Raw genomic sequence first — 19,336 nt, 5'->3', positions numbered from 1 at the left:
TCGGCGGGGCAAGCGCATCGCCCTGCCGGCTCCTGGGGTCCGGAAGCTCAAGGCCAACCCCTCGTCGTAATGAAGAAACGGTCCGTGTCTGGCAACCTACACCGGTGTGCCAGCCGTACGGCTAACGCACGGCGATGGCCAGAAGTTTCATCCAGCCTCACACGCCGGCAAGGCGCCCTTGCCCGTGCGCAGCGCGTCGAGCGCCACCACCGCGTTGTGCAGCGTGTCGGCCTTGACCAGCCGAAGCCCGTCGGGCACGGCTTTCATGGCCTCCGCGCAGTTGCCGGCGGGGGTCAGGAAGACGGTGGCGCCGGAGTCTCTGGCGCCGACCATCTTCTGCTGGATGCCGCCGATCGCGCCGACCTCGCCCGTCGGCTCGATTGTGCCGGTGCCCGCGATCCGCTTGCCACCGGTGAGCTCGCCGGGCGTGAGCTTGTCGAGTATGCCGAGCGAGAACATCAGCCCGGCGCTCGGCCCGCCGACGTCGCCGACGTTGATGTCCACGTCGAACGGGAACTTGTACGTGGCCTGCATGGTGACGCCCACAAGAGTCTGGCTCTTGGGGCCCGCCACGGTCCGCAGGGTGACGTCGAGCTTGTCCTTGCCACGGGTGACGTTGAAGACCACGCTCTCGCCCGGCTTGTGCGCCTTGACCGCGCCGCTGACGACGTTGACGTCGGCGGCCTGCTTGCCGTCGACGGAGTTGATCACGTCGCCCTTCTGCAGCTTGCCCTCGGCGGGCAGGCCCTTCTCCGTGGACACGACCCCGACGACCATGCTGTAAGGGATCTTCAGCTCGCTGAGCGCGGCGGCGGTGGCGGAGTCCTGGGAGTTGGTCATCTCCACCGTGTTCTCCTCCTCGACCTCCTTGGGGTCGCGGTTGGGAGCGAAGATCGTCTCCTGCGGGACCACCGCCACGGTGGGATCGATCCAGCCGCGCAACGCCGTCAGCAGATCGATCCTGGCGGCGGGGCCGCCCTGGTAGGCGACGGTCACCAGACTCAGCGCGCCGCTGGTCGGGTAGGTCTCCCTGCCCTTGATCGAGATGACGGGCTTCTTGTCGACCTCACCGATCGTGTTCTCCGTCGGCCCGGGACTCAGCACGACGTACGGGACCGGCTGGAAGGCGCCCACCACACCGAGCGCGAGCACGAGAAACCCCGCGAGCAGCAGAGTCAGGGCGCGTCGTGACATGGGATGAGCTTATTCGCCGGCGCCGACCCATTCGGTCTGGCCATCGGCGAACGACTGGTGTTTCCAGATCGGGACCTGCGCTTTCAGGTCGTCGATGAGCCTGCGCGAAGCTTTGAACGCCTCGTCCCGGTGGGGGGCGGCCACGGCGACGATGACGGCCGTGTCGCCCAGCTCCAGATCGCCCACCCGGTGCACGGCGGCCAGCGCCGTCACGGGGAAGTCGGCCGCCACCTTCTCCGCCACCTGGCGCAGCTCGGCCTCGGCCGTGGGGTGCGCGGAATAGGAGAGCCTCGTCACAGGCTTTCCCTGGTCTTGCTCACGGACCGCGCCCACGAAGATCGTGATGCCGCCGGCGGCGTGGTCGCCCACAGCGGCCAGCACCTCGTCGACGGAGAGCGGGGTGTCACGAATGCCGAGCAACCGGATGACGTCCACGGAAAAAGCCTAACCGACCTTCACAGGCGCCTTTTCTTGCGGACCTGGCGGACGATCGCGGCGGTGCCGATGACGGCGACGGTGGCGCCCGCGGCGGTGAGGGTGGCCTCCTTGACGGGCAGCCGCCTGCCGACCACGGTCGTGCGCTTCTCCCGCAGCTCAAGGAGCTGCTCGAACGCGGCCTCGTTGGTCCACGCCGGCTTCCAGCCCGCCTCGCGCAGCGTCACGCAGTCGACCACCCAGGGATAGACGACGTAGTGCAGATCGGTCGCCGGAGCCGGGGTGATGCCGAGCCGGTGGAGGCGCTGCGCCGTGCCGAACGTGAGCCCAGCGGGCAGCTCCAGGCTGCGGATGCCGGACAGCTCCTCGATCCGGTCGTGCTCCAGCCACCCGTCGGAGCCGACCGCCACGACCCCCGTGACCGCGCCGTGCGCCGCCAGCTCCAGCGCCGAGAGGAGATCGTCGATGTGGCAGAACTGCCAGTGCGGGCTGCAGCCCTTGACGGTCAGGAGCCTGGGCGACTCGAAGTGGCGGGTGATCACCGTGTCGACGCCGGGGCCGACGACCGCCGCCGGGCGCAGCACGGTGACCTCCAGGCCCGGATGGCTGCGCAACGATCTGCGTACGAGCGACTCGATCTCCAGGAAGTCGCCCACGACGCCGGTGTCCGGCTCGGCCGCCACGGGGCCGTTCTCGGCCAGCGGCACCTCGTTGTCGGGCGCGGCGCCGTACACCATCGCGCTGGTGACCAGCACCACACGCCGCACGCGCGCCGCGGCGCTGGCGGTCAGCACGGTCTGGGCGGCGCGCAGGTTGTACGCCCGCCGCTTCCCGGGATCGGAGTCGACGGCGTAGTCACCGGCCAGATGGACCAGGACGTCGATGTCGGAGATCCGGTTCGCCAAGAGCGGATCTCGTACGTCGATCACTCTCCACGTGGCTTCCTGAACATCACCGCGCTCCTCGTCAATGGCCACCACTCTGCGGAAATCCGCGGCGGATACGAGCCTGGCGAGCAACTCCCGGCCAATGCCGGAGGCGGCACCGGTGACGGCGACGACGGGTTGGCGCGGGCGTTTCGAGGTAGGCACCAGGTCCTCACTTTGCACTGATCCGCCGTAGGACGACTAACGTGGCGGATGTGGACTCCTCCATCCTGCACGAGGTAGAGCGGTGACTGACCTGCCAGGTCGCGAAAACGACCCTAACGAGAACCCGTTCGCCATGTTCGGCAACCCTGAGCAGATGGCTCAGGCGATGCGCCAGTTCGCCGACATGTTGTCGGCGCCCCAGGGCTCCGGCCCTGTCAACTGGGACATGGCCAAGAACATCGCCCGGCACGCCGTGGTCGCCGAAGGCGATCCGAGCGTCATGGAAGGCGAGCGACGACAGATAGTCGAGGCGCTCAGCCTGGCGGACCTGTGGCTGAACGAGGCGACGACGCTGCCCAGCGGCGTGTCGAACCCGCAGGCCTGGAGCCGGTCTGAGTGGATCGAGAACACTGTCCCTATTTGGCGCAAACTTTGTGAGCCGATCGCCGAGCGCATGGTCGAGACCATGGGCGGCGCTCTCGGCGGCTCGGGGCTGCCTCCCGAGGCTCAGCAGATGGCCGGGCCGCTCATGGGCATGCTGAAGCAGATGGGCGGCATGATGGTCGGCCAGCAGATCGGGCAGGCGCTCGGCTCGCTGGCCCGCGAGGTGGTCGGCACCACCGACATCGGCCTGCCGCTTTCGGGCACGGCCGCGCTGCTGCCCGGGGGGATCGCCTCGTTCAGCGAGGGCCTGGAAGTCCCCGGCGACGAGATCAGGCTCTACCTGGCCCTGCGCGAAGCCGCGCATCACCGGCTGTTCCAGCACGTTCCGTGGCTGCGCTCGCACCTGCTCGGCGCCGTCGAGGAATACGCCAAGGGCATCACGGTCGACACCTCCGCGCTGGAGGAGCAGATCCGCGGCCTCGACGTCAACAACCCCGAGGCGATCCAGGAGGCGCTGAGCGGGGGCAACCTGCTCAAGCCCGAGGAGACCGAGCGGCAGAAGGCCGCGCTGGCGCGGTTGGAGACGATGCTCGCGCTGGTCGAGGGGTGGGTGGCCACCGTGGTCGACCAGGCCGCCGAGGGCAAGCTGCCCTCCGCCGTGGCGCTGGGAGAGACCGTCCGCCGCCGCCGGGCGACGGGTGGTCCCGCCGAGCTGACGTTCGGGACGCTGGTGGGGCTGGAGCTGCGGCCCAGGCGGCTGCGCGAGGCGGCGGCGCTGTGGCGCGCGCTGGAGAACGCGCGCGGGGTCGACGGGCGCGACGCGCTGTGGGGTCATCCCGACCTCATGCCGACGGCCGACGATCTCGCCGACCCCGAGGCGTTCGTCGTGGGCGAGACCACCTGGGACATCTCCCAACTGGAGGCGAAGCCGGACGACGACGAGGGCGACAAGAGTTGAGCCTGCACCTCGACGCGGTGGCGGTGCTGTCCGCCTGGATCGCGCCGACGCCGGAGGAAGAGGCACTGCGCACGGAGTTCCTCGATCATCTGGACGCTCACGACGACGCCATGCTGCGCGAGTGCGTGCCCGGGCATCTGACGGCCACGACGGCGGTGTTGTCGCCCGACGGCTCGCAGGTGCTGCTCACGCTGCATCCGAAGGCCGGAAAGTGGCTGCCGATGGGCGGCCACTGCGAGGTCGCCGACACCTCGCTCGCTGAGGTCGCTCTGCGGGAGGCGTGGGAGGAGTCGGGAATCTCCGGCCTTGAGCTGCTGCCCGGGCCGCTCGCGGTCGACCGGCACGAGGTGTGGTGCCATCCGCCGCTGAGCTGGCACCTCGACGTCGAGTACGCCGCCGTGGCCCCGCCCGGCGCCGCGGCCGTGATCAGCGACGAGTCGCTGGACCTGCGCTGGTTCCCCGTGGACGAGATCCCCGAGCTCTCCGACGACGCGACGCGGCGATTGGCCGCACGCGGACAGGCCGCGCTTAGGCTGCGCTCACGCGCGGTTGGCTAGAGTCCATTGGGTCGTTCCAACTGAGGGGGCTGTGTGGAGACTTCACCCGTCGGCGGCACGATCGTGACACCTGGCCGCAAACGATGGAAGTTTCCCGGCACGGCTCTGACCTGGGTCGCCGTGACCCCGTTCGCGGCCTGGGCGGTGGCCAGGGTGGCGGGGCTGGAGCGCGGGTCGCTGCCCACACAGATCATGACCGCCACGCCGTACGCGGCGGCGGGCTCGCTGGTCCCCCTGCTGATCGCCGCGGTCGGCCGTAAACGCGCGGCCACCGTGGTGGCGCTGCTCGCCTCGACCGCCCTGGGCTTCAGCGTGCTGCCCAGGGCGCTGGGCACGGCCGAGGCCGCGACCGGCCGGCAGCTCAAGGTCATGACGATCAACATGCTGTTCGGCCGGGCCGACACCGCCACGATCATGAAGCTGGTACGCGAGTTCGACCCCGACGTGCTGAGCACCCAGGAGCTGACCCCCGGAGCGGTGTCCGACCTGGACGCGGCCGGGCTCGGCGAGCTGATGCCGCACCGCGTGCTGGAGGACGAATGGGACGCCAGCGGGAGCGGGCTCTACTCCAAGCACCCGCTGCAGCCGCTCGGCGAGGCGGTGCAGTCCTTCGGGCACAACATGCCCGCGGCGGTGATCTCACTGCCGGGCGGGAAGCCGATCGAGTTCGTCGACGTGCACCCCTTCCCGCCGCTCGGCCGGCAGGTGACCGACTGGAACGAGGCCCTGGCCGCGCTTCCCTCGGCCTCCTCTGACCGGGTGCGGGTTCTGGCGGGCGACTTCAACGCCTCCCTCGACCACGCCGCCCTGCGCAAGCTGCTGGCCAGGGGCTACAAGGACGCGGCCGACCAGGTGGGGGCCGGGCTGATCCCGACGTGGCCGGCCAACAAGCGGGTGCCGCCGATCATCACCATCGACCACGTGCTGGTGGACCGGCGGGTGGCGGTACGCGAGGTCAGCGTGCGCGACGTGCCCGGGACCGACCATCGCGCCGTGCTGGCCGAACTCACCGTGCCCTGAGCAGGGCCCTGGCGTACGACCATCGCGCCACTCACCATGCCTGTAGGACCATCGCGCCACTCACCATGCCCTGAGCAGGGCCCTGGTGTTGTCCCAGCCTTCGAGGCCGGGGTCGAGGCGTGCCACGTCTTCGCGGGTGCGCAGGCGGTGCCAGCCGGGGGTGGTGGCCACCCTGCGCGAGCCGGGGGCCTGGGCGCGGAGCGTGGCGATGATGTCCGGGTCGTCCAGGTCCGGGTCGGCCCAAGCGGGCGCGGGCAGGGCACAGGCCAGGGCGACGGCTCCGCCGTTCTCCGCCGGGCAGATCGTGATCTCGGCCCGGCCGAGCTCCCTGAACAGCTTGCCGACCAGCAGCGGAGGCAGGTCAGGGGCGTCGGCGGCGACCACGGCGACCTGCTCCGCCCGCAGCCGGCCGAGGATGGCCCGCAGCGGTTCGTCGTCCTTGATGGTGATGACCTCGGTGCCGGGCCAGACGATCTCGTCCAGCTCGGGGACGCTGGTGATCAGCACCGGGGTGACGAGCTCCAGGCCCGCGACCATCTCGTAGGTGTCCTCGGCCACCGCTTCGAGGAACGCCGCCAGGTCGACGCCGGCGGGCGCCGCCTCCTGGACCATGTGCCGGCGTACGAGGACCGCGACGATGCGCGTCAACATTCCTCCGGTGCCGTGTGGGCCGCGGCGGAGAATCCTTCGAGGAACCCACGAGCCCGCTCCGCCTTCGGATACTGTTCTACCAGCGCCCAGAACTTGGCCCCATGACTGGGCACCAGCAGATGCACGAGCTCGTGAATGATCACGTAGTTGATGACCCACTCGGGCAGGCCCTTGAGGCGGGTGGAGATCCTTATGGTGCCGTTCTCCGGGGTGCACGACCCCCAGCGGTGCTGCTGGTTGTCGACCCAGCGCACGCTCACGGGGTCGGGCTCGCCGTCCAGATATCTCGCCGACAGGTCGCGGGCGCGTTCGAGGAGGGCTTCGTCGGTCGGCCTTCGGCGACGTTCCTTGGCGGCCAGCCGATCCAGCATCCGGCTGACCCACTCATCCGCGTCTTCGCCGCTCAGCCAGGCGGGCAGGAGCACGATCGTCTTATCGCCGTCGCGGTAGGCGGAGACCGTACGCCGGCGACGAGAACTGCGACGAACCTCGACTGTCTCGGGGGGCACATATGCACGTTAGCCGAGACTGACGAAATTCCACAGAGGGTGGACGTTGTTTCTGCTGGTCAGATGATTAAGAGCCGGTGAATTTGGGCATGCGCCTTTCCCGATGCGCGGACAGTCCTTCCAGCATGTCGTCGGAGGCCATGGTCACGGGCTGGGCCAAGGACTCCCACCTCAGAGCGGCTTCCAGGTCTTGATGGTCTTGCTTGAGGGCCACTTTGGTGAGCCTTGTGGCAATCGGGGCGTTCTGGGCGATCTTCGTGGCGATAGTCTGCACTTCCGACATTAGGTCATCTTTCGGAAAAGCTTGATTTACCAGGTCTTTATCAGCCGCTTCCGCTCCGGTGACCGTGCGGCCCGCGAGCAACATCTCCCGCGCCAGCCCCACGCCCGCCCTCCTGGGGATCAGATACGTGGCCGCCATACCCGGGTGCAGGCCCAGCGACGTGAACGGGACCAGGAGCTTGGCGTCGGCGGCCGCGTACACGAGGTCGCAGGCCAGCGCCACGCACAGGCCGGCACCCACGGCCGGGCCGTTGACGGCGGCGATCGTCGGAATCTCGAGCTCGGTGACCATGAGCCAGGTGCGGTAGAACGCGAGCATGCGGTCACGCAGCGGCGGAACGGCCTCCGCGCCGCGCTCGCCGAGCCACGACAGGTCGCCGCCCGAGGAGAATGAGGTGCCGGCTCCCGTGATGACCACGCACCGGGCCGCACGATCCCGCGCCAGGCCGGACATGGTCTCCCGCCATCGTTCGGTCATGACCTCGGTCATGGCGTTGCGCACGTCCGGGCGGTTGAGAGTGATGAGTACGACTCCGTCATCGTTGCGATCAACCACGAGCTCATCCATGCGGGGAAGCGTAACCCGGGGCGCATCGCCGGAGACAGCCCATCGATCAGGCCCTCGTTGGGCTGATCTGCTACCCCTTGACCAGCCTGAACTCATTCGTCCCTTCGCGTTGTCCACAGGGCCGCCCCGAAGAGAACAGTTATCCACAGCCGCGGCCGAACGCGCTCGGGATCTTGCTCCGGCATGGAAACCTTCCCGCCATGAGGCCACGTGTGAAGCCCGCTCTCCGGCGGATCATCCGCGACGAGCACACCCTCCAATACGGCGTGCATCCCCTCCGAGCCGTGATGTTGAGCGGCCTGACCCCGCCTGTCCGCAAATGGATCGAGGGGCTCGACGGCACCCGCGATCTGGAGTGCGTCCTGCACGAGGCGACCGCCGCCGGGCTCGACGAGATCCGCGCCAGATCCCTGCTCGACCAGCTCGCCGCGCAGGGCGCCCTCCACGACGCCGCCACCAGCCCCGGGCCGCTCCGTGATCTCTCCCTGGCCGAGCGGGATCGGCTGAGGCCGGATCTCGAGGCGCTCGACCTCGGCTCCACCGCTCCCGAGGGCGGCATCTCGCTGCTCGGGCTGCGGCGGGAGAAGCGGGTGCGGGTCTATGGGGCCGGGCGGGTCGGCGCCCAGGTCGTGGCCCTGCTCGCGGCCGGCGGGGTGGGGCACATCCGGGTGTTCGACACCGGGCCCGTGCGGCCTGGGGACATCACGCCGGGCGGGTTGACGTGGGCGGAGATCGGGCTGACGCGTGAGGCGGGCGCGGTGGCAGTGGCCAGACGGCTCACCTCCGGCAGCCTCGAATCCGCCGAAACAAGCGATCCCATCGACGTCACCGAGCCACCCGCCGACGCCCTCGCCGAGCGTTCTTCCGCGCGGCCCTCGTCCGCTGACGCGCCCCGGACCACTCCACGAACTACTCCCTTGGCCACTCCACGTGCTGCTCCACCGGCGGTGCCGCGAGCTGCTCCACCGACCGCCTCACGAGCTGCCTCACCACCGGCACCGCGAGCTGCTCCACCGGCCGCCTCACGAGCTGCCTCACCACCGGTACCACGGACTGCTCCACCGACCACTCCACGGACTACTCCACCACCGATTCCACGGGCTGCTCCACGGACTACTCCACCACCGGCGCCGCGGGCTGCTCCACAGGCGGTGCCTACGCCCATTCGCTCGCGCTCGGGCCAGCGCACGCCCTCGTCGGGCGACTCGCCCCCACCGGCCTACCCACCTCCCTCATCTTCCACGGCGACCAACTCCCCGCCGATTGCGCCTTCCGCCACCACGCGGCAGGGCCGGCGCTCCGCCGATACCCGGCCACTCGCATCCTCCTCCGGAGCCTCCTCCTCCGGGGCGGAGAAGCTGGACGAGGAGGGTCCGGAGGCCGTCACGCCGGCGGTGAACGCACTGGCCGGTGGCCCGTATCTTGGAGACAAGTCGGATCGTCCGGATCTCGTCATCCTCGCGCCCGTCACCCCGTTGGACGGGGTGCTGTCCAATGAGCTGACCTCACTGGGCATCCCCCACCTGCTGGTGGCGGCGTTCGAAGGGCACGGGATCGTCGGGCCGCTGGTCCTGCCGGGCGATTCGGCGTGCTTGCACTGTCTCGATCTGACGCGTCGCGATCTCGATCCTGTGTGGCCGATCGTCACCGCCAGGATCGGTGGCTATCCGCCGGGGGAGATCGCCTGCGGATCGGCGCTCGCGGCGGTGGTCGCGGCCGAGGCTACAGGCCATGCGCTGGCCTATCTGGACGGCAAACCGTCCGTTGTGACCAACGGCACAATGGACGTATCACCCGATTGGCGCTGGAAAAGACGGTCATGGCGGGTACACCCACAATGTCGTTGTATGCGAAACGATCCATCTCCGCTAAGAATGGTCATGGCACCTAACCACGACTGACGTGCTCAGGAGACGACCACGAAGGGGGGTAGCGGCATCTCTGCCGAGGTTCCGCGCATCAGTGTGAGCGATTTTCCGCGCCGTGCTGTCACGCGTTCGGCCAAGCTGGCCACCCTTCCGCTGGGATACGCCGGCCGGGCAGCGCTCGGGCTGGGCAAGCGACTGGGCGGCAAGTCCGCCGAGATCGTGGCCCAGGAGTTGCAGCAACGTACCGCCGAGCAGATCTTCAAGGTGCTCGGCGAGCTCAAGGGCGGCGCCATGAAGCTCGGGCAGGCCCTGTCGATCTTCGAGGCGGCATTGCCGCCGGAGATCGTGGGGCCCTACCGTGCCACGCTGACCAAATTGCAGGACGCCGCTCCCCCGCTTCCCGTCGCCACGGTTCACAAGGTCCTCACCGAGCAGCTCGGTGACGACTGGCGGGACAACTTCCTGTCCTTCGACGACCAGCCCACCGCCGCCGCCTCGATCGGCCAGGTTCACCGGGCCGTGTGGCACGACGGCCGTGAGGTGGCCGTCAAGATCCAGTACCCGGGTGCGGGTAAGGCCCTGCTCGGCGACTTCACCCAGTTGGCACGGCTGGGCAAGCTGTTCGGCGTGCTGCTGCCCGGTCTCGACATGAAGGCCGTGCTGTCGGAGCTGCGCGAGCGGGTCGCCGAAGAGCTCGACTACCTCCGAGAGGCAGAGGCGCAGCATGCCTTCGCCCTCGAGTTCGACGGCGATCCCGACTTTCACGTCCCCGACGTGGTGGCGGCGAACGAGATGGTGCTGGTCAGTGAGTGGATGGACGGCACCCCGCTGTCCCGCATCATCACCGAGGGCACCGAAGAGCAGCGCGACCGGGCCGGCCTGCTCTTCGTACGCTTCCTGTTCAGCTCCCCCGCCCGCGTCGGAATGCTGCACGCCGACCCGCACCCCGGCAACTTCCGGATGCTGGCCGACGGCAAGCTCGGTGTTCTGGACTTCGGCGCGGTCAACCGGATGCCGGAGGGCTATCCCAAGGTCTTCGGCAAGCTGATGCGCATCTTCAACCAGGGCGACATGGGCGCCGTCATGACCGGTCTGCGCCAAGAAGGCTTCATCCGGGAGGACATCGACATCGACGCCGACGCCCTGCGCGCCTTCCTCGCCCCGTATGTGGAGCCGACGGCGGTGGAGGAGTTCACGTTCAGCCGGGAGTGGCTTCAGGCCCAGGCGGCCAGCGTCACCGACCTCCGTCCGACCAACGTGATTCGCCAGCTCAACCTGCCGACGTCGTACGTGCTGATTCACCGGGTGCACGCGGCCGGGATCGGAGTGCTGTGCCAATTGGGCACCACGGCGCGTTTCCGTAACGAGGTGATCCGATGGGTCCCAGGATTCGCCGACGACGACTCGAACGACGAGGCGCTGGCAATCGGGTAGCCGTAAAGACGTTCTCCGGCATCCCCACCGCCGGGGCTGGCGCGTGTTCGCCGGGCGGGCGAGCTGTGGGCAGGCGCGTACCGTCGACCGGGCGGGATATGGGGCAGGCGAGTGCCGCCAGGCGGGCGGAATGCGAGGCCGGCGAGTGCCACCGGGTGAGCCCGGGATCCGAGGGGTAGTGGCCAGCGGGCGAGTAGCGAGATGATCTTTTCAGCGTACGTAAGGCAAGTTGGCAAGCGCTCAAGTCACGTAACATCCGAAGCGGGCCCAGACATTGGCCGAACACCCCACCCCTGGCATGGCCAGGCTCAGCGTGTCGCCGGAACCAATCCCGCCTCGGGCGATCTTCGAGCAGGTCCACTGTGATCCCTCATGATCGGCGCCTTGGGATAGCCCAGTAGCCCGCCGAGCCGCCGAGCTCAGGCATGCCGGTATTTTGGCTCAAGCCGCCCGGTGGCCGGGTGCAGGTATCGACGAGGGAGAGTGGATGGCCAGCTCGTTCGGCCCGCTTCTGCGGAGCTTGCGGCAAGCCGCGGAGCTGACGATCGAGGAGCTGTCGCACGCCTCCGGAGTGAGTGTGCGGGCCATCGGGGACATGGAGCGTGGCGTCAGCCGGGGTCCGCAACAGCGCACGGTGCAGGCGCTGGCCGATGCGTTGCGGTTGGGTGAGGCGCAGCGGGTGGAGCTGGTGGAGGCTGCGCGGGCGGGCCGGCCGCGGGCGGGCGGCCTGGTGCCGGGGCGGCCGGGGCTGTTTGAGCTGCCGCGTGGGATCGGCGACTTCGTTGGCCGGGTGGCGGAGCTGGAGCTGCTGTGCCGTTTGGGACGGGAGGCGTCCGCAGACGGTCCTACGCCGGTGGTGGTGGTGCACGGGCAGGCGGGGCTGGGCAAGACGGCGTGCGCGGTGCGGGCGGCCGAGTTGCTGCGGGAGACCTTCCCGGACGGGCAGTTCTATGTGGATTTGCGGGGTGTGGACGCCGAGCCGGTGCCGGCGGCGGAGGCGTTGCATCGGTTGCTGCGGGCGTTGGGCGTGGACCCGCGGGCGATTGCGGCTGAGGAGGAGGAGCGGGCCAGCCAGTTGCGGGGAACGCTGGCGGAGCGGCGGTGTCTGCTGGTGCTGGACAATGCCGCCGATGAGGCTCAGGTGCGGCCGTTGCTGCCGGGTGCGGGGGCGGGGATGGTGGTGGTGACCAGCCGGCGTGCGCTGGGTGGGTTGGAGGGGGTGGCGCGGATCGCGTTGTCGCCGTTGTCGCCGGAGGAGTCGGCGGCGTTGTTGCGGGTGATCGTGCGGGAGGGCGCTGAGGGCGCGGTGGTGGAGACGGCGCAGGTGGCGGGGTTGTGCGGGCATCTGCCGCTGGCGTTGCGGATCGCGGGCACCCGGCTGGCGTCGCGGCCGGGCTGGTCGATGCGACTGCTGGCGGAGCGGTTGTCGGATGAGGATCGCCGGCTGGCGAACCTGGCGGTGGGTGATGTGGGGGTGGAGGCGGCGTTCGCGTTGTCGTACGCGCTGCTGTCGCCGCGGGCGAAGGCGGCCTTCCGGCGGCTGGCGCTGGTGCCCGCGGTGGGTTTCGCGGCGCCGATCGCGGCGGTGCTCATCCAGTCCGAGGTGTTCGATGCTGAGGATCAGCTGGATGACCTGGTCGAGCTGGGCCTGCTGCAGCATGAGGGCGCTGACCGCTACCGCTTCCACGACCTGATTCGGTTGTATGCGAGCCAGCGGTTGCGCGCGGAGGAACCGGCCAAGGCCAGGGCGGCGGCCGAGCAGCGGATGGTCGGCTGGCTGCTGGAGTGCGCGACCGTGGCCGGGCGGTGGTTCGAACCTGACCACGGCGCGCCGCCGCCTGGCTGGCAGGGTCTGGTTCGGCTGGCCACGCAGGAGGAGGCGCGGGCCTGGCTGGAGGTCGAACGGGAGACGTGGCTGGCCGGGCTGCGGATGGCGGCCGCCGCCGGCCGGCACGAGCGGGTGGCCGAGCTCGGTGAGGCGATGCGCTGGTTCGCGGCCTACACGCCGCATTGGCTGGGCGATTGGCTGGAGGTGTTCGGGCTGACGCGGGCCGCTGCTGCCCGGCTGTCCGACCGCCGGGAGTTGTGGCACATGAACCGCCAGGTCTGGGCGTCCCTCGCGACTCACGCACACCGTGGAGACGCGGCGTTGAGGGAGTGCGCGGAGCAGGCGATGGAGGTCTACCGGCTCGCCGAAAGCCTCGGCGCGGTCAAAGAGCAGGCCGATGCGGTGTGTAACGCGGCCGAGGCATGGCGGGTCCTTCGCGACTTCGATCAGGCGCTGTGGGCATATTCCCGAGGTCGGGAGCTGGCCGAAGCCGCCGGTTACCACGACACCTTCTACTGGGCCAGCGGAGGAGCGGCGATGGTGCTCGCCCCTCTCGGCAGGCTGGATGAGGCCATTGAGGCGTTTCGCAGTCTGCTGAGAGACATTGACGAACAGCCGGTCGCCTCCGCTGCGGCACAACACTCACGCATCAATGCCCTGCATGGCCTGGTCGAAGCTCTGCTCGCCGCGCAGCGCTGGCCGGAGGCCATCGAGGTGGCCGAGCCGGCTTTGGCCGAGACCATCGAGCAGGGCAGTGTCTGGGCCATGAACATGCGCGTGGTGCTGGGCCGGGCCTATGCCGGGCTCGGTGTGACCGGCGAGGCTCGCGAGCACCTGACCCGGGCGGTCGAGCTGGTGGAGAAGTACAAAGTTTGGGGGCCCAGATTGCTTGACAAGCTGAAAGCGGAGCTGGCGGCCCTCGGCGTTGATCACAACACGTGACGATCCCTGGCGAACAGAGGGCCTGGCCGCTGCCGAGCTCGGCCTGCGCGACCGCGGCGGCATCGGCTCATCCACCAGCCACCGCATCATCGCCATCAACTGGGCCAAGCTCGGGACTCGACCAGTCCACACCGTGCCCCAGGCTGTACGACAAGTACCGGCGATCCGGCCCGCGTAGGTCTTCTCGGTGTTGAACGCCCGGCCCGCTGCGCACAGCCCCGCAAGGTACGCGCACGCCTCGACATGCGAGGGCTGGATCGGCCGGCGTGAACCTCCTGTACCCGTGCGCAACCGACATGATCTTGGCCGGCGGGTCCGTGTGACCGTTCGGTGACGTCGTCATCGCCTGGTGGAGGACGCTGGAGACCGTAGTGATAGATGGCCTCCAGGAGACCGGGGCGACCGCCGAAACAGGTGCAGATGCCCAAAGTGGCGGCGTCGGCCACGCGGCGGAGGGTCAAGTGCGTGCTCCCTGTTCGCGGAGCACGTGCATGGCCGTGCGCAGCAGGTCCTGGAGCAGTGCGCCGAGTTCTTTCGGGATGCTTACGTCTCCCGGCACGCTCTCACCATGACCACCGATAACGCGCATCATAACGAGCGTTATCAAAGGTTTCGGCGAGAGAAAGGACTTCCGGCATGCGTGTGTATCGGGTCACGGCGGCGGCAGGGTTCGTGTGTGCCGTGCTGCTCGTCATCAACTCCGCCCGTCGCGCCGGCTTTCTGCCGGAGACGGCTCTCACGCACGGCATCGCACCGTTCGGAGCGCTGACCGGCTTACTCGCGATCACCGGCATCTACCTGCTGATTCGTGACTCGGCGGGCAGCCTCGGCCTCGTCGGGTACGTGCTCAACTCGGCCGGACTGGCCGGGGCGTTCGCGATCGAGTACATCCTGCACTTCGTCTTCCCTTACCTCGGCGGTGGCACTGTGACCGGGCTGCTGGCGGGGGTGACCGGGCGGGCGTTCCTGGTCACCTCGGTCGTTCTGCTGATCGGGGTGCTGACGTTCGGTGCGGCGGCGATCCGGAGCGGGGGCATGCCGGTGGTGGCCGTGCTGCTCTATGCGGTGGGGATGGTTCCGGGATCGTTGCGGAGCGTGGTGCCGGTGGCCGTCTATCTGATCGGGCTGATGGTGGCGGGAGCCGGGATCGCGTGGATGTCGGCACGGCTCTGGATCGCTGAAGGGGAGCCGGTCATCGGCACCCCTTCAGCGGACGCCGGCCCAGGCGCGCGGCGGCGCACTGTCTGAGGTGCGGTGAAAGCCGGGCACCCGAAACACGAAAAAGGTGGGCTCACCCAGGGCGCGAGAAGAGCCGGGCGCTGGTTGCGCCCGGCTCTTCGTGGTGGGGATCTGTCAGGAGATCCTGCGCCGGCGGCAGGATCTGCTGGATCAGACCTGGCGGCTCAGGGCCTTGCGGAGGCGATCGTTCGCCCGCTTGACCTCGCGCCTGGCTCGCTGTACTCGCGTGACGCGCAGCACGAGTCGCTGCTCCTCCGCCTCGCGGTGCAGCGTTTGTATTCGGTCATTTACCAGGTCATGGATGAGATGCGGCACGGAAAGGCTCCTGGTGGATCTGGTGGTCATCGGTCTGTTCGCTTTCTTCTCGTAGGGGTGTGATGGTCAGGCAGCGACCGGGTGCTTGCGCGGACGCCCGCGCGGACGCTTGCGGGGGACGATCGTCCCCCTGAGGACCAGCTCGCCGCCCCAGACGCCCCACGGCTCCTCGCGCTCAAGCGCGCGGTCGAGGCAGGCCTTCTGGATCGGGCAGTTGCCGCAGAGCGCCTTGGCGAACTCGACGTCCTCCGGCGACTCGGCGAACCACAGGTCAGGGTCGGTACGACAGGGGATCCTGGCTTCGTCGATCAGGTCCATGATCGTCTTCGCCCCCATCAGTCTCTCCTTTTGATCGATCTTTTTGATCTTGGTTGGGCACCTCGTGGACTGTCGGGGATCACGGACAAACAAAAAGACCGCGGTTCCCGTCTGTGGGATCCGCGGCCTGGGGGCTATTCGCCGGTCAGGTTATGACCGGTTTATCCCTCCAGGGCTGCGGACCGCACAGTCCACCCTTGGTGAGCTGGTTGGCCGGCAGTTCGATACGTGCGTTGTAGACAGGAGCTCCAGATGCGACGACTCCGGCATGCGGTCGTGCATAGAAGGCGGCGGCCTGGCTACGGGCAGACTTCTCCCGGTGCAGCTTGGCCGGGCCATCGGCGAGCCTCACCGAGTGACTGCATGCGGAGGCGACCCACTGCATGGCCGGCGTCTTGATGCTGATCACTGGGGCTCACCTCCACTCTCTGAATCGTCGGAACAGGACTGTCCGACTTGCTTGACCATGACCCTAAACCCGGACCGCAGGAAGGGGCAACATATTTTCTACCTGCGATTTTGTTACATCGGCCGCGTCCTGCGGACCACTGCCGTTGGCCGGCTTCCGGCCTACTTCATCACCCGGATCATGGCCTCCTGAACGACCGAAACCACGAGTTCGCCCGACGCCGTGAACATCTCGCCCCGTGCGAGTCCGCGCGCCCCACCCGACCATGGCGACTCGTGGGCGTAGAGCAACCAGTCGTCGGCCCTGAACGGGCGGTGGAACCACATCGCGTGGTCGAGAGAGGCCCCCATGACGTTGGAGGCGCCCCAGGCCATGCCGTGTGCCAGCAGAATCGTGTCGACGAGGGTGAAGTCGGAGGCGTAGGCGGCCAGCACCACGTGCAGCAACGGGTCGTCGGGCAGCTCGGCGTGGTAGCGGAACCAGACGTTCGTCTCGGCGCTGCGCAACTCCGGGTTCTTGTACGCCTCCCAGGTCAGCGGCGAGGCGTACCTGGCGTCCACCGGGCGCGGGCGTGACAACCAGTCGCGCAGGTCGGGGTGGTCGCCGACCAGGTCGTACATCCGATCCTGGAACGTCGCGAGCGTCTCCGGATCGGGCACGGCCGGCATCACGGACGCCTGGTGCTGCACGCCCTCCTCGGGGATGTGGAACGACGCCGACATCGTGAAGATCGCCTTGCCGTGCTGGACGGCGACGATCCGGCGGGTGGTGAACGAGCGTCCGTCGCGCAGGCGTTCGACGTTGTAGACGATCGGGATGGACGGGTCGCCCGGGCGGATGAAGTAGGCGTGGAGGGAGTGGACGTTGCGGTCCTTGGGGACCGTGCGGCCCGCCGCCACCAGAGCCTGGGCCGCGACCTGGCCGCCGAAGACGCGTTGGATGCGCTCCTCCGGGCTTCTGCCACGGAAGATGTCCAACTCGATCTGCTCCAGGTCGAGCAGGTCGAGCAGCTCCTTCAGCGCCTCGTTCACTGGTTTGTCCCCCTTGTGCTTCCCGTCTTGCGACAAGTCTGACGTGCTGTCCGTCAGCGCCCAAACGTGGGGCTGGTCGTCTGATGATTCCTGCTTGGGATTTCAGGGTTGTTACGGGCGGTTGTGTGGCGAAGCGTGAGGACGGAGCGCGGGGTCAGGGGGTGCGGCAAAGGGCGAGGACGGCTTCGCCGTAGCGGTCCATCTTGACGCGGCCGATGCCCGCGATCGACAACAACTCCTGCTCCGTGGCGGGCGCCCGTTCCGCGATCGCCTGCAGCGTCACATCCGTGAAGATGACGTACGGCGGCACCTTGGCGTCCTTGGCCGTGGCCGTGCGCCAGGCCTTGAGCCGCTCCAGCAGCGCCTCGTCGTAGTCGGCGGGGCACGTCGTGCACCGGCCCAGCTTCTGTTCGGCCGCCGCGGCCAGGGTCTTCGCGCATACGCGGCAGCTCACCGGCGCGGCCACCGTGCGGCGTTCGCCCTTGGGGGCCGCGAAACGCGGCGGGGCCGAGAGGCGGCCGGTGAGACCGTCCAGGAAGCGGGAGGGGCGGCGGCTCTTGCGGCCGCCGGGCGCGCGGGACAGGGCCCAGGACAGGCCGAGGTGTTCTCTGGCCCGGGTGATGCCGACGTAGAGGAGGCGGCGTTCTTCCTCGATCTGTTCGGGGCTCTCCGCGTAGATGATCGGCAACATGCCGTCGGTGAGGCCGACGAGGAAGACCGCGTCCCACTCCAGGCCCTTGGCGGCGTGCAGGGAGGCCAGGGTGATGCCCTCCACGGGCGGGGCGTGCTGTTCGGAGGCGCGGCGCTCCAGCTCGGCGACGAACGCCGGCAGGTCGGCGCCCTCGGCCGCCATGTCCTCGGCCAGGTCGGCCAGGGCCTTGAGCGACTCCCACTTCTCCCGGGCCTTGCCGCCGCCCGCGGGCGGGGACGGGGCCAGGCCGACGCCCGTGAGGATGGAGTGCACCTCCGAGGCCAGGGGCTCGTCGGCCGACGAGCGGGCGGCGCCGCGGAGCAGCACGACCGCCTGGCGCACCTCGGGGCGTTCGAAGAAGCGCTCGGCGCCGCGCAGGACGTAGGGGATCTCGGCCTTGGACAGAGCCTCCTCGTACGCCTGCGACTGGGAGTTGACGCGGAAGAGGACGGCGATCTCGCGCGAGGCGACACCCTTGTCGAGGAGCTTCCTGATGGCCCTGGCCACCCCGGCGGCCTCCGCGGGCTCGTCGTCGTGTTCGGTGAAGGCCGGCTTGGGGCCCTCGGGGCGCTGGGCGACGAGCTCCAGGCGGTGCGGGGATCTGCCCTTGGCGATGACCAGGTTGGCGAGGTCGACGACCTGGGGGGTCGAGCGGTAGTCGCGTACCAGTTTGATGAGGGCCGCCTGCGGATGCTCCACCGCGAACCCCGTCAGGTAGCGCGGGCTGGCGCCGGTGAAGGAGTAGATGGTCTGGTTGGGGTCGCCGACGACGCAGAGGTCGTCGCGCCCGCCGAGCCAGGTGTCGAGCAGGAGCTTCTGCAGCGGGTTGACGTCTTGGTATTCGTCCACGACGAAGTAGCGGTACTGCTGCCGGATCTGGCTCGCCACCTCCTGGTGCTCGGTCATCACGGCCGCGGTCAGCTCAAGGATCGTCTCGAAGTCGACCAGGTGGCGCTCGCGCCTGATCCGCTCGTAGCCCTCGTAGAGGCGGGCGACCTCGGCCACGCGGGCCTCCCGCTCCAGGCGGCCCCCGGAGTCGTCGGAGCGGCCCGAGGACAGGCGGTTGTACTCCTCCGCGGCCTTCACGTAGTCGTCGGGGGCGATCTGGACGACCTTGGCCCACTCGATCTCGGCGGCGATGTCCCGCAACTCGGACCGATCAGGATTTTTCCGGATCTGGCGGCAGGCTTCGATCAGGACCGGCAGCTTGGACTCGATCACCGACGGCGCCTGGCCGCCGATCACCCGCGGCCAGAAATAGGTGAGCTGGCGCAGCGCCGCCGCGTGAAAGGTGCGGGCCTGCACGCCCGGCGCGCCGAGCGCGCGCAGCCGCTGGCGCAACTCGCCCGCCGCCCGCGTGGTGAATGTCACAGCCAGCACGCTCTGCGGGTCGACGACGCCGGTCCGCACCGCGTACGCGATGCGGTGGGTGATCGCCCTGGTCTTGCCCGTGCCCGCGCCCGCCAGGACGCAGACCGGCCCGCGAACGGCCTCCGCGACCGCGCGTTGCTCGGGATCAAGACCGATCAGGACGTCGTCAGGGTTGCTCACTCGTATATCCTCCCAGCTCTGGCGGTGCAGCACTTTATTCTGGCAACATGCGCCCCGAGTT

The 19,336-nt window shown here is 69.1% G+C and carries 18 protein-coding genes; 7 read left to right on the top strand and 11 right to left on the bottom strand.

The annotated features are described in order from the left end of the window. Window positions 1–147 precede the first annotated feature (147 nt). Genes ACWD0F_RS15360 through ACWD0F_RS15350 form a run of 3 tightly spaced genes read right to left on the bottom strand, consistent with a single transcriptional unit; the run spans window position 148 to window position 2,723 of the window. Window positions 148–1,194 (bottom strand): YlbL family protein, encoded by a 1,047-nt coding sequence (locus tag ACWD0F_RS15360; protein ID WP_449875708.1) that lies wholly within the window; start codon window positions 1,192–1,194, stop codon window positions 148–150. 9 nt (window positions 1,195–1,203) lie between these two features. After that, window positions 1,204–1,629 carry a molybdenum cofactor biosynthesis protein MoaE gene (locus ACWD0F_RS15355; RefSeq protein WP_449875706.1) on the bottom strand — a complete coding sequence of 142 codons (426 nt, stop codon included), beginning with the start codon at window positions 1,627–1,629 and terminating at the stop codon, window positions 1,204–1,206. A gap of 20 nt (window positions 1,630–1,649) precedes the next feature. Beyond that, window positions 1,650–2,723: an NAD-dependent epimerase/dehydratase family protein gene (locus ACWD0F_RS15350; protein ID WP_449875736.1), complete on the bottom strand. Its 1,074-nt coding sequence runs from the start codon at window positions 2,721–2,723 to the stop codon at window positions 1,650–1,652. A gap of 130 nt (window positions 2,724–2,853) precedes the next feature. On the opposite strand from ACWD0F_RS15350, the gene ACWD0F_RS15345 reads away from it, so the two are divergent. The 3 genes from ACWD0F_RS15345 to ACWD0F_RS15335 are packed head-to-tail and all read left to right on the top strand — an operon-like array spanning window position 2,854 to window position 5,639. After that, window positions 2,854–4,062 carry a zinc-dependent metalloprotease gene (locus tag ACWD0F_RS15345; RefSeq protein ID WP_449875734.1) on the top strand — a complete coding sequence of 403 codons (1,209 nt, stop codon included), beginning with the start codon at window positions 2,854–2,856 and terminating at the stop codon, window positions 4,060–4,062. Further along, window positions 4,059–4,619, top strand: coding sequence for an NUDIX hydrolase (locus ACWD0F_RS15340; protein ID WP_449875704.1), 561 nt, complete (start codon window positions 4,059–4,061; stop codon window positions 4,617–4,619). The genes ACWD0F_RS15345 and ACWD0F_RS15340 overlap by 4 nt, the downstream gene beginning before the upstream one ends. Before the next feature lie 33 nt (window positions 4,620–4,652). After that, entirely contained in the window at window positions 4,653–5,639 is a 987-nt protein-coding gene (locus tag ACWD0F_RS15335) for an endonuclease/exonuclease/phosphatase family protein (protein ID WP_449875702.1), read from the top strand. A 60-nt stretch (window positions 5,640–5,699) separates the two neighbouring features. Here ACWD0F_RS15335 and ACWD0F_RS15330 read toward each other — a convergent pair whose 3' ends face one another. From ACWD0F_RS15330 to ACWD0F_RS15320, 3 genes are all read right to left on the bottom strand, one after another. Continuing rightward, the gene (locus ACWD0F_RS15330; RefSeq protein ID WP_449875700.1) at window positions 5,700–6,290 is read right to left on the bottom strand and encodes a DUF2064 domain-containing protein; all 591 of its coding nucleotides are present in this window, start codon (window positions 6,288–6,290) and stop codon (window positions 5,700–5,702) included. Continuing rightward, entirely contained in the window at window positions 6,284–6,799 is a 516-nt protein-coding gene (locus tag ACWD0F_RS15325; protein ID WP_449875698.1) for a M48 metallopeptidase family protein, read from the bottom strand. The genes ACWD0F_RS15330 and ACWD0F_RS15325 overlap by 7 nt, the downstream gene beginning before the upstream one ends. 67 nt (window positions 6,800–6,866) lie before the next feature. Then, complete coding sequence (locus ACWD0F_RS15320; protein WP_449875696.1) at window positions 6,867–7,649, bottom strand: enoyl-CoA hydratase/isomerase family protein; 783 nt, start codon at window positions 7,647–7,649, stop codon at window positions 6,867–6,869. Window positions 7,650–9,043: 1,394 nt separating this feature from the next. Between ACWD0F_RS15320 and ACWD0F_RS15315 the strand changes: the two genes are divergently transcribed. The 4 genes from ACWD0F_RS15315 (at window position 9,044) to ACWD0F_RS15300 (ending at window position 14,969) form a co-directional block, all read left to right on the top strand. Then, window positions 9,044–9,550: a hypothetical protein gene (locus ACWD0F_RS15315; RefSeq protein ID WP_449875694.1), complete on the top strand. Its 507-nt coding sequence runs from the start codon at window positions 9,044–9,046 to the stop codon at window positions 9,548–9,550. A gap of 63 nt (window positions 9,551–9,613) precedes the next feature. Continuing rightward, complete coding sequence (locus tag ACWD0F_RS15310) at window positions 9,614–10,951, top strand: ABC1 kinase family protein (protein WP_449875692.1); 1,338 nt, start codon at window positions 9,614–9,616, stop codon at window positions 10,949–10,951. 487 nt (window positions 10,952–11,438) lie between these two features. After that, window positions 11,439–13,721: an ATP-binding protein gene (locus ACWD0F_RS15305; protein WP_449875690.1), complete on the top strand. Its 2,283-nt coding sequence runs from the start codon at window positions 11,439–11,441 to the stop codon at window positions 13,719–13,721. A 636-nt stretch (window positions 13,722–14,357) separates the two neighbouring features. Further along, a complete protein-coding gene (locus ACWD0F_RS15300; RefSeq protein WP_449875688.1) occupies window positions 14,358–14,969 on the top strand; it encodes a hypothetical protein in 612 nt (203 codons plus the stop codon). Between the two features lie 141 nt (window positions 14,970–15,110). Here the strand turns inward: ACWD0F_RS15300 and ACWD0F_RS15295 are convergent, their stop codons facing one another. The 5 genes from ACWD0F_RS15295 to ACWD0F_RS15275 all read right to left on the bottom strand — a co-directional run bounded on the left by ACWD0F_RS15295 (window position 15,111) and on the right by ACWD0F_RS15275 (window position 19,275). Further along, window positions 15,111–15,275 carry a hypothetical protein gene (locus ACWD0F_RS15295; protein ID WP_449875686.1) on the bottom strand — a complete coding sequence of 55 codons (165 nt, stop codon included), beginning with the start codon at window positions 15,273–15,275 and terminating at the stop codon, window positions 15,111–15,113. A 66-nt stretch (window positions 15,276–15,341) separates the two neighbouring features. Beyond that, window positions 15,342–15,611, bottom strand: a complete 270-nt coding sequence (locus ACWD0F_RS15290) for a WhiB family transcriptional regulator (RefSeq protein ID WP_449875684.1) — start codon at window positions 15,609–15,611, stop codon at window positions 15,342–15,344. 127 nt (window positions 15,612–15,738) lie between these two features. Beyond that, on the bottom strand, window positions 15,739–16,002 hold the full coding sequence (locus tag ACWD0F_RS15285; protein WP_449875683.1) for a hypothetical protein: 264 nt from the start codon (window positions 16,000–16,002) through the stop codon (window positions 15,739–15,741). 161 nt (window positions 16,003–16,163) lie between these two features. Then, window positions 16,164–17,033 (bottom strand): acyl-CoA thioesterase II, encoded by an 870-nt coding sequence (tesB, locus tag ACWD0F_RS15280; protein WP_449875681.1) that lies wholly within the window; start codon window positions 17,031–17,033, stop codon window positions 16,164–16,166. Between the two features lie 154 nt (window positions 17,034–17,187). Continuing rightward, entirely contained in the window at window positions 17,188–19,275 is a 2,088-nt protein-coding gene (locus ACWD0F_RS15275) for an ATP-dependent DNA helicase UvrD2 (RefSeq protein ID WP_449875679.1), read from the bottom strand. Between the last annotated feature and the right edge of the window lie 61 nt (window positions 19,276–19,336).

Source organism: Nonomuraea sp. NPDC002799 (genome assembly GCF_053592075.1).
The sequence above is the reverse complement of the archived record's forward strand: the minus strand, read 5'-3'. Positions and strand labels throughout refer to the sequence as shown.